At 73.1% G+C, this 11946-nt stretch carries 12 protein-coding genes; 6 read left to right on the forward strand and 6 right to left on the reverse strand.

Annotation, left to right across the window (positions count from 1 at the left end; translation table 11 throughout):
- Window positions 1-74: 74 nt before the first annotated feature.
- Together ACSUPV_RS14210 and ACSUPV_RS14215 are read right to left on the reverse strand one after the other, a co-directional pair.
- Complete coding sequence (locus ACSUPV_RS14210) at window positions 75-1052, reverse strand: hypothetical protein (protein WP_436947603.1); 978 nt, start codon at window positions 1050-1052, stop codon at window positions 75-77.
- A gap of 116 nt (window positions 1053-1168) precedes the next feature.
- Complete coding sequence (locus ACSUPV_RS14215; RefSeq protein WP_031119633.1) at window positions 1169-1732, reverse strand: PadR family transcriptional regulator; 564 nt, start codon at window positions 1730-1732, stop codon at window positions 1169-1171.
- Window positions 1733-1978: 246 nt separating this feature from the next.
- Between ACSUPV_RS14215 and ACSUPV_RS14220 the strand changes: the two genes are divergently transcribed.
- The 4 genes from ACSUPV_RS14220 (at window position 1979) to ACSUPV_RS14235 (ending at window position 6384) form a co-directional block, all read left to right on the forward strand.
- Window positions 1979-3271 (forward strand): activator-dependent family glycosyltransferase, encoded by a 1293-nt coding sequence (locus tag ACSUPV_RS14220; protein WP_031119634.1) that lies wholly within the window; start codon window positions 1979-1981, stop codon window positions 3269-3271.
- Window positions 3272-3344: 73 nt separating this feature from the next.
- On the forward strand, window positions 3345-3971 hold the full coding sequence (locus tag ACSUPV_RS14225; RefSeq protein ID WP_031119635.1) for a dTDP-4-dehydrorhamnose 3,5-epimerase family protein: 627 nt from the start codon (window positions 3345-3347) through the stop codon (window positions 3969-3971).
- Window positions 3938-4942 (forward strand): NAD-dependent epimerase/dehydratase family protein, encoded by a 1005-nt coding sequence (locus tag ACSUPV_RS14230; protein ID WP_031119636.1) that lies wholly within the window; start codon window positions 3938-3940, stop codon window positions 4940-4942. The genes ACSUPV_RS14225 and ACSUPV_RS14230 overlap by 34 nt, the downstream gene beginning before the upstream one ends.
- Entirely contained in the window at window positions 4939-6384 is a 1446-nt protein-coding gene (locus ACSUPV_RS14235; RefSeq protein ID WP_051648283.1) for an NDP-hexose 2,3-dehydratase family protein, read from the forward strand. The genes ACSUPV_RS14230 and ACSUPV_RS14235 overlap by 4 nt, the downstream gene beginning before the upstream one ends.
- An 86-nt stretch (window positions 6385-6470) precedes the next feature.
- On the opposite strand, the gene ACSUPV_RS14240 is transcribed toward ACSUPV_RS14235, so the two are convergent.
- The 3 genes from ACSUPV_RS14240 to ACSUPV_RS14250 all read right to left on the reverse strand — a co-directional run bounded on the left by ACSUPV_RS14240 (window position 6471) and on the right by ACSUPV_RS14250 (window position 9155).
- Window positions 6471-7580, reverse strand: coding sequence for a DegT/DnrJ/EryC1/StrS family aminotransferase (locus ACSUPV_RS14240; RefSeq protein WP_382612608.1), 1110 nt, complete (start codon window positions 7578-7580; stop codon window positions 6471-6473).
- Window positions 7577-8305, reverse strand: coding sequence for a class I SAM-dependent methyltransferase (locus ACSUPV_RS14245; RefSeq protein ID WP_031119639.1), 729 nt, complete (start codon window positions 8303-8305; stop codon window positions 7577-7579). The genes ACSUPV_RS14240 and ACSUPV_RS14245 overlap by 4 nt, the downstream gene beginning before the upstream one ends.
- A 70-nt stretch (window positions 8306-8375) precedes the next feature.
- Window positions 8376-9155 (reverse strand): cyclase family protein, encoded by a 780-nt coding sequence (locus ACSUPV_RS14250; protein WP_031119640.1) that lies wholly within the window; start codon window positions 9153-9155, stop codon window positions 8376-8378.
- 148 nt (window positions 9156-9303) lie between these two features.
- On the opposite strand from ACSUPV_RS14250, the gene ACSUPV_RS14255 reads away from it, so the two are divergent.
- Window positions 9304-9741, forward strand: a complete 438-nt coding sequence (locus ACSUPV_RS14255) for a nuclear transport factor 2 family protein (RefSeq protein ID WP_051648278.1) — start codon at window positions 9304-9306, stop codon at window positions 9739-9741.
- Window positions 9742-9765: 24 nt separating this feature from the next.
- Complete coding sequence (locus ACSUPV_RS14260; RefSeq protein ID WP_031119643.1) at window positions 9766-10497, forward strand: SDR family NAD(P)-dependent oxidoreductase; 732 nt, start codon at window positions 9766-9768, stop codon at window positions 10495-10497.
- 87 nt (window positions 10498-10584) lie between these two features.
- Here the strand turns inward: ACSUPV_RS14260 and ACSUPV_RS14265 are convergent, their stop codons facing one another.
- Window positions 10585-11943 carry a nuclear transport factor 2 family protein gene (locus ACSUPV_RS14265; RefSeq protein ID WP_382612613.1) on the reverse strand — a complete coding sequence of 453 codons (1359 nt, stop codon included), beginning with the start codon at window positions 11941-11943 and terminating at the stop codon, window positions 10585-10587.
- Between the last annotated feature and the right edge of the window lie 3 nt (window positions 11944-11946).

Here is an 11946-nt window from a genome sequence, read left to right on the forward strand (position 1 = left end):
CGCCGAGGTCGGACTGAAACCCTCGGTGGCGTGCCTCGCGGTGCCCTAGAAGACGACTGGATCCCGCGCCCGGGTCAGGGACTGCCGCGCCCCAGCCGCACGGGGGTGCCGACGTCCCGCCGCCAGGCGTGGCCGAGTCCTGCGGCGGCGGCGATGGCGCTCCAGCCGGCCAGTTCGGCGCCCTGGTAGTGGACGATGTCGGAGCCGCTACGCCGGGGCAGCGCCCGGCCCGCGACGATCTCGGCGAGGGGCAGGGGTTCGTGCCGGGTGTCCTCGGCGGGACCGCGCGGAGGGACGAGGCTGACCTGCCGGACGGCGGGACCGCGCGGGGGCACGAGGCCGACCTGCCCGACGGCGGGGCCGGCGGCGGTCGGCGCGGCCGTGGCCGCCGTGGTGGCCGTGGTGGCCGTGGCGGTCTGGTCGATCAGGAGCGCCCCGGCCGCGAGCCATTCGGCGCGGACGCGCGGGTGACCGCCGGTGGTGGCGACGACGTCGGCGCCCGCTGCGGTGGCGCGGGCGTCCTCGGACGTGCGCACCCTGAGGCCGGTGCGCAGGGCGGCGGCCGTCGCGAGGTCCCGGGCCTGGGCCGGGTCCCGGCCGACGACGTGCACCTCGGAGAGCGAGGGCAGCGCGTGGTGCAGCACGAGCAGGCAGGACCAGGCCGGTTCGCCGGAGCCGAAGAGGCCGAGCAGGGAGGGGGCCGGCGGGGCGAGGTAGCGCGCGGCGAGCCCGGAGGGGATGGCGCTGCGCCAGCCGTCCAGGGCGCCGGCGTCGACCAGGCCGAGGAGTGATCCGTCGTCGGCCAGCAGCAGTTCCACGCGCGGGGCGGACTGGTCGGCGCCGGGGTCGAGGCGGACTGCGAAGCAGCGGCCGAAGGGGCCGGAGGTGTGGGGTCCCACGGTCAGCCGGCAGTGCGTGGCGGGGAGCAGGACCGGGGTCTCGGGGCCGAGCGCCGGCCCACGGCCGAGGAGCAGTCGCTGGACGTCGGAGAACCGCTCCTCCATGAAGGCCTCGTCGTCGAAGGCGTCGTCCACGTCTTCGGAGGTCAGCATGATCGGCACAGCGGTCGTCCTCTCGGGACGGGCACGATGGGTATGCAAACTTGAGTATCACGGGGCGCGCGCGGTCATCCACCGAACTCCCGTCAACGGCCGGAAGGGCCCGCCCGTCAGGCGCCCTTCTCCTCCCCCGCCATGACGTAGGCGCCCGCCTCCAGGCGCTCGATCAGTGCCTCGGTCCAGGCGGCCTGGCTCGCGGCGCTGTGCTCCCAGAGGCCGAGGAGTTCGCGGATGTGGGCCCGCTGCGGCCGCTCGCCCGCCGTCTCGTCGACCTTCGCGATCAGCTCACCCTGCTCCGCCGAGAGCGACGCGATGCGCTCCCGCAACAGGGCGATCGCCTCCTCGCGGCTGAGCGCCGGCAGCAGGACGAGCGCCGCCCCCAGCATGTCCGGTCGGTTGTTCCCCTGGCGCAGCGCGTCGCGCAGCAGCCGGAAGAACTCCTCCTCGCCCGGGGGCGCGATCTCGTAGTCGACGCGGCCGGGCCAGTCGGGGATGTCGGTCGACTTCAGCAGGCCGTCCTTGGCCAGCTGCCTGAGCGCGTGGTAGATCGAGCCGAACTTGATGTGCGCCCATTCGTCGGCACCCCAGGACAACAGCTCGGAGCGGACCAGATAGCCGTGCGCCCGGCCGTGCATCCGCACGACCCCCAGGACGAGCAATCGCGTGGCGGACATCGTCTCCCTGCTGAATCTCCCTCACGGCACGGACCGGTATCCGGTGCTCCGCGCATCGGCCGGACCCCGCCGGCTGATCCCACGGTAGTACACGACCTGCTGTTCTCCGCGAGGGCGGGAGGCACCGACCGCGTCCGGCCGCCCCGCGTCGAGCGCCGCTGCAACGACTCTCGACTCCCGCACGAGGTCACGGCCCGAGGGTGGAGGCCCATCGCATACGGGTCGTTCGCCGGAACAGGGGTTGGGATGCGGGTACTCTTCACCACCTTCGCCGCCAAGTCGCACATGCACGCCCAGGTCACACTCGCCTGGGCCCTCAAGGCGGCGGGCCACGACGTCAGGATCGCCAGTCACCCCGATCTCGCCGACGAGATCACCCGTACCGGGCTGACCGCCGTCGGGGTCGGGGAGGAACTGCATCTCGACGAGCAGATGCAGGAGACCCAGGAGAACATCGGCCAGGACGTCGACCAGCTGGAGAGCCAGGCACAGGTCGGTCTCGACATGAGCGAGACCCGCCCGGAGCGGCTCACCTGGGACTACACACTCGGTGTGTTCACGGCCATGACCTCGGTCGTCTTCCAGAACTGCTGCTCCGACCAGATGGTCGACGAGCTGGTGGAGCACTGCCGCTCCTGGAAGCCCGACCTGGTCCTGTGGGACACCATGACCTTCGCGGGCGCCATCGCCGCCATGGCCACGGGGACGGCGCACGGCCGGCTGCTCTTCGGGATGGACCTGGCGGGCAAGATGCGCGAGACCTTCCTGGAGCAGCTGGCGGCGCGTCCGCCGGAGCTGCGGGACGACCCGCTGCGCGAGTGGCTCACCTGGAGCCTGGAGCGGCACGGCGCCTCCTTCGAGGAGGCCGCGGTGACGGGCGACTTCACCGTCTGCCCGCTGCCGGCGTCCATGCGGTTCCCGCTGGACCTGCACTACGTGCCGATGCGGTACGTGCCGTACAACGGCCAGTCCACCGTGCCGCAGTGGCTCCAGGAACCGCCGAAGCGGGGCCGCCGGGTGTGCATCACGCTGGGTGTGGCGCACCGCGAGGTGCTGGGCGCCGACCGGGCGTCCATCGGCGACCTGCTGGAGGCCGTCGCGGGGCTCGACGACGTCGAGGTCGTCGCCACGCTCAACGAGAACCAGCTGAAGGACTTCGACACCCTGCCGGACAACGTGCGGGCCGTCGACTTCGTCCCGCTCGACGCGCTGCTGCCCACCTGCGACGCGGTGATCCACCACGGCGGGTCGGGCAGCTTCGGCACGGCGATGATCCACGCCGTGCCCCAGCTCATCGTCGTCGACGGCGTCTGGGACACCATCAACAAGGCCCGCTACCTGGAACGGCGCCAGGCCGGGCTCTACGTGCCCGGCAAGCTCAGCGCGAAGGGACTGCGCGAGCTGCTCGTCCGCCTGCTCGAGGAACCGGTCTTCAAGCGCAACGCCGAGGCCCTGCGGCGCGAGGCGCTCGCCGCTCCCGCCCCCGCGCAGGTCGTCCCCACGCTGGAGCGCCTGGCCGCCGAGCACCGCCGCCGGTGACCGGCGCGAGACACCCGCACCGGGGCCACCGGCCCTGCCGTACCCCCCTACCTCCCGGACGGTGAACAAAGCGATGCAGATCCGTAAGCTCAAGGTCGAGGGTGCCTACGAGTTCACCCCCCGTCAGTTCCGCGACCACCGCGGGCTGTTCGTCTCGCCCTTCCAGCTGGAGGCGTTCCAGCAGGCGCTGGGGCGGCCGCACTTCCCGGTCGCGCAGACCAACCACAGCATCTCCCGGCGCGGCACGGTCCGCGGCATCCACTTCACCGTCACCCCGCCAGGTACCGCGAAGTACGTGTACTGCGCGCGCGGCCGGGCCCTCGACATCGTGGTCGACCTGCGGGTCGGCTCGCCCACCTTCATGCAGTGGGACGCGGTCGAGATGGACCAGGTCCACTTCCGTGCCTCGTACTTCCCGGTCGGCGTCGGCCACGCCTTCGTCGCGCTGGAGGACGACACCGTCATGTCCTACCTGCTCACGGGCCCGTACGTGGCCGAGAACGAGCTCGCCGTCGACATCTTCGACCGGGAGCTGGGCGTGCGGCTCCCCGCCGGTCTCGACACGGTGCAGTCGGAGCGGGACGCCGCGGCGCTGTCCTTCGCCGCGGCCCGGGCCCAGGGGCTGCTGCCCGACTACGCCGAGTCCGCGGCGGTCGAGGAGCGCCTGTGGCAGCCCTCCGGCATCGGCGCCTCGAGCTGAGCACGGCGATGTCCACCACCACGCAGGGCGGGGCGGCCGTCGGCACCGTGGCCGTGCTCGGCGCCACGGGGTGCGTCGGCCGCAGCGTCTGTGACGAACTGTCGCGCACCGGTCACCGGGTGCTGGCGGTGGCCCGGCACCCGGCGCCCCACACCCGCCCGCACGCCTTCGTCCCCCTCGACGTCGCCGGGACCGCGCCGGAGCGTCTCGCCGCGCTCCTCGACCGGTACGGCGTCACCGCGGTGGTCAATGCCACCGGCGGCTGGGGCACCACCGTCGAGGAGATGCGCCGGGCCCACATCGACCTCCTGGAGCGCCTGGTCGACGGCTGTGCCGCGACCTCCCGGCGGCTGCGGGTCGTCCAGCTGGGGTCGATCCACGAGTACGGGCCCGTGCCGGACGGCGTCCTCATCGACGAACACCGCGAGCCCGGCCCGCTCACCCCCTACGGACTGACCAAGCGCACCGGGTCCGAGCACCTGCTGGCCCAGACCCGGGCGGGCCGGGTGGACGGGGTGGTGCTGCGCGCGGTCAACGTGTGCGGGCCGCACACCACGACGGCCAGCTTCCTCGGCGCCGTCGTGGCCCGGCTGCGCGCCCTCGGCCCCGGCGACGAGCTCAGCCTCGACGTCGCCGACGCCCGGCGGGACTTCGTCGACGTGCGGGACCTGGCCCGGGCGGCCGTCGCCGCGGTGCACGCGCCGGTCACCGGCCTGGTCGTGAACATCGGGCGCGGCGAGGCGGTGCCGATGCGCGACCTGGTGCAGGCCCTGTTCGACGCGGCCGGCGTGGACGCCTCGTCGGCGCGGCTCAACTCCGCCGAGGTCGCCAGCAAGGGCGGCGGCTGGACCTGCGCGGACATCCGGTTCGCCGCCCAGGTGCTCGGCTGGCGGCCCACGATCCCGCTCGGCGCCTCGGTCCGGGCGATGTGGGAGGCGGCAGCCGGCACCACCCCCCTGGAGGTCTCATGAGCGACTCCCGTGCACTCACCACCGACTCCCCGACCCGGGACCCCGTCGAGCGGCGGATCGACGCCTCGGCGCGGCTGCGGACCGGCCCCCTCGGCGACCTCTCCGACTTCACGGACTGGTTCGCCGACTACGGCCGGCGGGCCTACACCCATGTCGACCGGGTCCCCCTGGAGGACCTGGAGGGCTGGGAGACCGACCCGGACACCGGCGATCTGCGCCACCACACGGGCCGGTTCTTCACCGTGCACGGACTGGAGGTCGACCACCCGGGCGCGCCGGTGCCGCAGTGGACGCAGCCCATCATCAACCAGCCGGAGATCGGCATCCTGGGCATCCTCACCGCCCCCGTCGACGGGGTGCTGCACTGCCTGATGCAGGCGAAGGTCGAACCCGGCAACGCCGAGGGGCTCCAGCTCTCCCCGACCGTCCAGGCGACCCGCAGCAACTACACGCGGGTCCACCAGGGGCGCCCGGTGCCGTACCTGGAGCACTTCCTGGACATCCACAGCCGCCCGGGGGTGCTCGCCGACGTGCGGCAGTCCGAGCAGGGGTCGTGGTTCTACCGCAAGCGCAACCGCAACGTGGTCGTCGAGCTGGCGGAGCCGGTGGAGGCCCTCGACGGGTACCGCTGGATGACGCTGGGCCAGATCCACGAGCTGCTGGGGCGCAGGGACACCGTCAACATGGACGCCCGGACCGTGCTGTCGTGCCTGCCGTTCACCGGTGCGGGCGTCGACCGGCCGGACGGCGACGACTTCCGGTCGGCGCTGCTGCGCTCGGGCGACCCAGGGGCGGCCAGTGTGCACAGTGCGCGGGAGATCCTCGGCTGGATCACCGACCGGCGCACGGGCAGCGACATCGCGGTCCGCCGGGTCGCGCTCGGCGCGCTGCGCGACTGGAGCCGCACCGACGACCGCATCCGGCACGACGCGGGCGCCTTCTTCGACGTCATCGGGGTACGGGTGGACGCCGGCGGCCGCGAGGTGCACCGGTGGAGCCAGCCGATGATCGAACCGGTGGGAGAGGGCGTCATCGCCTTCCTCGTCCGCCGGTTCGAGGGGGTGCTGCACGTCCTCGTGCACGCGCGCGTGGAGCCGGGTTTCGCGGACGTGGTGGAGCTGGGCCCGACCGTGCAGTGCGTCGCGGAGAGCCACGCGCGGCTGCCCGGCGGGACCACGCCGCCCTTCCTCGACGAGGTGCTGCGGGCCCCCGCGGAGCGCGTCCGGTACGACACGGTGCTCTCCGAGGAGGGCGGCCGTTTCTTCCACGCGCTGAACCGCTACCTGATCGTGGAGACCGACCAGGACGTGCCCCGCGACCACCCCGACTACCGCTGGATGACGCTGCACCAGCTGTCGGACCTGCTGCGGCACAGCCACTACGTCAACGTCCAGGCCCGCAGCCTGATCGCGTGCCTGCACAGCCTGTACCACGGGGCCTGACGGCAGGGGGCGTGAAACGCCGTGTCCCGGTGAGGCGGTCGGCCTCACCGGGACACGGCGTTTCGTCGCGCGCCCGCGCGCCGGCGTCAGAGCCCGGCGATCACCTCGCGGAGCGCCTCGATCACCTTCTCCTGGACGTGCTGCGGCAGCGAGGGGTACATCGGCAGGGAGAAGATCTCCTTCGCCAGCCGCTCGGTCACCGGCAGGTCGCCCTCGCGGTACCCGAGGTGCGCGAAGCCGCTCATCGTGTGCACCGGCCAGGGGTAGCTGATGTTCAGCTCGATGTCGTACGCCCTGAGCCGCTCGATGATGCGGTCCCGCTCGGGGTGGCGGACCACGTGGACGTAGTGGACGTGATCATTGCCCACCGCGTTCGAGGGAAGGACGAGGCCGGTGTCCGCCAGCCCCTCCGCATAGCGTCGCGCCACGCGCCGCCGGCCCTCGACGTAGGTGTCGAGGCGCCGGAGCTTGCGGCGGAGGATCTCGGCCTGGACCTCGTCGAGGCGGCTGTTGTGCCCGGGGGTCTGGACAACGTAGTACCGGTCCTCCATGCCGTAGTAGCGCAGCCGGCGCAGGTTCGCGTCCGTGCCGTCGTCGCGGGTGACCACGGCGCCGCCGTCGCCGTACGCGCCGAGCACCTTCGTCGGGTAGAAGGAGAAGGCCGCGGCGTCGCCCATGGTCCCGGCCAGCCGGCCGTGGTGCCGGGCGCCGTGGGCCTGGGCGCAGTCCTCCAGGACCTTCAGTCCGTGGCGCTCGGCGAAGGCGGTCACGGCGGCCATGTCGACGCACTGCCCGTACAGGTGCACGGGCACGATGGCCGCGGTGCGCTCGGTGAGCGCGCCGGCGAGCTGGTCGGTGCGCATGAGGTAGTCCTCCTCGCGCACGTCGACGAAGACCGGCCGGGCGCCGACGGCGTCGATGGCCAGCACGGTGGGGGCCGCCGTGTTGGAGACCGTGATCACCTCGTCGCCGGGTTTCACCCCGAGGGCCTGCAGGCCGAGGACGATCGCGTTGGTGCCGTTGTCCACGCCCACGCAGTGCGGCTGCCCGTGGTAGGCGGCGAACTCCTGCTCGAAGCGGGAGACGCTCTCGCCGAGGACGAGCTGACCGGACTGGAACACCGTGTCGACGGCGTCGAGGAGTTCCTCGCGCTCCTCGGCGTACTCCCGCAAGTAGTCCCAGACGTAGGTGGTCATCGCCCGGACACCTCCCGCTCCTTGACTCCGACGAAGAGACCGCGGCCCGTCGGCGGGCCCGGCCGGTACGCGACGGAGCAGCCGGCGTCCCGGAACGCCTGCTCGTACTCGTCACGCGTGAAGAGGGTCAGTACGTCGATCTCGGTGAAGGTCCGGATGCCCGACGGCTCCCCGACGAGGAAGCGGACCTCCATCCGGGTCGCGCGCCCCTGGAGGGTGGAGTGGGAGATCCGGGCCACGGTCCGGTCGCCCTCGCGGGCCAGGTCCCCGGCGACGAACCCCTCCTTGAACTGCTCCGGGAACCACCAGGGTTCGATGATCAGCGCGCCTCCCGGTTCGAGGTGGCGGGCCATCGAGGCCACGGCGGAGCGCATCTCCTCGACGCTGCCCAGATAGCCGATGGCGCAGAACATGCAGGTGACGACGGAGTACCGGCGGCCGAGGTCGAAGTCGCGCATGTCGCCCTCGTGGATGGTCAGGCCGGGCCACCGCTCGAGCGCCAGGTCGCGCATCGGCGCCGCGATCTCCAGGCCCTCCGCCGTGGCGAAGAGCTTGCTGAACGGGCCGAGATGGGCGGCGGTGCCGCACGCCACGTCGAGCAGCGCGTCGGCGCCCGGGGCGTGCCGGCGGGCCAGGGCCGCGATGTCCTCGGCCTCCGCCGCCCAGTCCTTGCCCCGGCTGCGGTACACCGTCTCGTAGACCTCGGCGAGGTCCGTGCTGTACATGGTTTCTCCTCGGGTCGGCTGCTGTCCTGTGCGCCAGGTGGCGGTGGGTCGGGCGCTCCCCTGTCGGGTCCTAGTCGTCGACGAGGGCGACCGCCCGCGCCCAGCCGGCGCCGGCGCCGGCGATCTTCACCGGGAGGCACGACACCTGGAAGCCGTACGGCGCGGGCAGGTTCTCCAGTCCCGAGAGCCGCTCGATCTGGCAGTACTCCCGGTGGCGTCCGGCGACGTGGGCCGGCCAGAGCACGGCGGGGTCCCCGGTCCGCCGGTACTCGGCGATGATCGTGCCGAACGGCGCGTCCAGGCTGAACGCGTCGGTGCCGACCACCCGGATGCCCGCGTCGAGCAGGAAGGCGATGGCGCTCGCGTCGAGACCGACGAAGTCGGTGAAGTACCGGCTGGTGCCCGACCACGCGGCGGCGCCGGTGTGCAGGATCACGATGTCGGACGGGGCGAGCGCGTACCCGATCCGGTCGAGCTCCTTGCGCAGGTCGGCCGCGTCGACCGTGCCCGCCTCACGGCCCCGGACGTCCAGGACCACCCCGGGGGCGAGGAACCACTCCAGCGGCATCGCGTCGATGTGCCGGGGCACGCCGGTGCCGTACGTCGTCCTCGAGCCGTAGTGCGAGGGCGCGTCGACGTGCGTGCCGGTGTGGGTGGTCAGACTCAGCCGGTCCAGCGAGAGGAACTCGCCGTCGGGCAGGACGTCGGGGTCGAACTCGATGCCGAAGTGCTCCCGCATCTCGTCGCGCATGTGCAGCGCGCCCTCACGCGGGGACATCACCTCGTGGACCACCGGGTCCGGTTCGAACGAGCCGGAGTCCACCGGCGAGGACAGGTCAATGATGCGCACGGTCACCTCCTGGACGACCACGCCAGCCTGGCCGCAGCCGCTCGGAAGGCATTGGAATCCGGCTCGACGACCGCGCGGCCGTCTCGACCCGGATTCGACACGGATGCGTCAGGGTCGGGCGTGCAGACCGTCGTAGGGGAGGCCGTTCATGGACAGCACGGACATCCAGCAGTTCTACGCCCGCCACATGCAGCTGCTCGACGGTGGCGAGGCCGGGGCGTGGGCCGCCACGTTCACGCCCGACGCCACGTTCGCGTCGCCGTCGATGACGGAGCCGGTCCGGGGCCGGGAGGGCATCGCCGCCGGCGCGCGGGCGGCGGCCGAGGGGCGGGCGGCCGCCGGGGAGGTGCACCGCCACTGGGTCACCATGACGACCGCCCGGAGCACCGCCGACGGGATCGAGGCCGTCTCCTGCGTGCAGATCCTGGCGACCCCCCGGGGCGGCGCCCCGCGGGTGCACCTGTCCTGCGTGATGCGCGACCGGCTGGTCCGGCGGGACGGCGAACTGCTGGTGGCGGAGCGGCACATCACCCGGGACGACCGGCCGGACGAAGGGGTCGACCGCGCTTCGAGCGGTCGTCAGTAGCGTCCGGGCATGACTCCTAGGACTGTGATCATCACGGGTGGCGGCACCGGAATCGGCCGTGCGACGGCCCGCCGCTTCGCCGGGCAGGGGGACCGTGTGCTCGTCGTCGGCCGTACCGCGGCCGCCCTCGACGAGACGGCCGAGGGCCACGACGGCATCCGCACTCTCGTGGCCGACGTCACCGAGCCGGGGGCCGGCGAGGCGGTGGTGGAGGCGGCGCTGCGGGCCTTCGGACGCGTCGACGTGCTGGTCAACAACGCCGGGACCGGCACGTTCGCGCCGCTCGCCAAACTGGACCGGGCCGCGACCGAGCACCAGCTCGCGGTCAACCTGCTGGCGCCGGCCTTCGTCGCGCAGGCCGCCCTGGACGCCCTGGAGGCGACCGGCGGCACCATCGTCAACGTCAGTTCCGCGGGCTCGCTGGGCATCCAGGGGTTCCCCGACAACTCGGTGTACTGGGCCACGAAGGCGGCGCTGAACCACTTCACCCGTACCTGGGCCGTGGAGCTCGCGCCGCGCGGCATCCGCGTGGTGTCGGTGGCTCCGGGTGTGACGGACACCGGCATCGGCGAGCGCGTCGGCATGTCCGCCGAGGAGTACCAGGGGTTCCTCGGGCAGATCTCGGAGCGCATCCCGCTCGGGCGGGTCGCCACCCCCGAGGACGTGGCCTGGTGGGTCACGGCGCTGGCCGATCCCGGGGGCCGCTACATGACGGGCGCGGTCGTCCCGGTGGACGGCGGTCTCTCCCTCACCTGACCGCCGCGGCAGCCCGGCCGCGCACGCCTGCGGGCCGCACCGTCACCGGTGCGGCCCGCCGACGTGTGGGCCCGTCGGGGCCGCGGCTCAGCCGCCGTCGTGCTCGACCCTGCGGTGGCGGACCAGCCAGTCGTCGCCGTCCGGTACCAGTTCGTCCTCGCACACCGCGCTCAGGTGCAGCCTGCTCTGCCCCCCGGGCGGGGTCGCCAGGACCTGCGCGTAGCAGCGGGTGTGGAGGGAGCCGCCGGGCCCGGGCACCACGGTGAGCATGGAGAACACGTGGCGCCGCTGCTCCGGCGTGTCCGCCGTCCGCGCCAGGTTCCGGCGTACGGCGGCGGCGACGGCCTCCCGGCCGCGCAGGGGCTCGGGGGCGGTGTTCTGCGCGAACACGCCGTCCTCGGTGAAGGTCCGCGCCCACTCCTCGGCCCGCCGCTCGTCCAGCAGCCGCATCTGCCGGGCGTAGAACTGCTGCACGGCGACATACGTCTGCGCGGAGACCGGCTCGGTGCCGCCCCGCCGCTTCGCGTGCTCCGCTGCGTGCCGCAGCGTGGCCAGGCTGTTGCGGCCGAGCGCCTCCCGGATCATGGTGCGGGCGGCGGCCACGTCGGCCTGCGGGCCGAGGACGGTGGTCACGGCGTCCGGTTCGATCCGCACGGTGTGCCGGGAGGTGACCGTGCAGCCCCGCTCGTCCTCCTCGAAGATCCACTCGCCGGTGTGCGCGGCCATCAGCGCAGGGGTCCGGATCTGCTTGTAGACGATCCGCTCGGCGGGGAAGCAGACCCGCACCGAACGGGTGGTGTGGGTCTCGCCGTCGGCGGTGAGCGTGTCCATCTCCAGGATCTGCTCGTTCGGGGTGTCCTCGGTGAGGACGACCCGGGCGACGTGCGGCAGCCGCTCCGTCCAGCGGTCCGCGGCGCGGATGAACTCGTAGGCGTCCTTGGCCGATCCGTCGACGCGCACGCTGTCGTCGAAGGTGAAGGTGAGGCCGGCGTCCGCCTCCTCCGCGCCCCGGCGCAGCGCCTCCAGCTCCGACGCGGTGTTGGTGTCGATGGCCCGGTTGATCCACTCGACGTGCTCCGGGGCGTCGTCGACGGCCGTGAACGTGTGGGTGAAGCGCACCCGGGTCCGCTCCGGGCCGAGCGGCTCCAGCCGCCACTCCCCGCTCATGCTCCGCACGGGCGCCCGGGACTCCTCCTGGCGGAACGCCACGCGCAGTCCGGTCCGGTCGAGTTCACGGCGCGAGGTCCAGCTCTTGACCTCGCCGTTGGCCGTGGCCCAGATCCGCAGCCGCTCCTGGCGGTCGTCGCCCTCCAGTCGCTCGACGTGGACGCTCGGCGGGAAATGCACCGGCCAGCGGGAAGCCTCGGCGACGAGGTCGAACACCGCCTCGGCGGGCGCTCGCACGTCGATCTCGTGGACGGTGTGGTGCGCGGTCTCGTCCGACATGGC

The organism is Streptomyces sp. SudanB52_2052, assembly GCF_964272415.1.
Lineage (GTDB): Bacteria > Actinomycetota > Actinomycetes > Streptomycetales > Streptomycetaceae > Streptomyces > Streptomyces olindensis.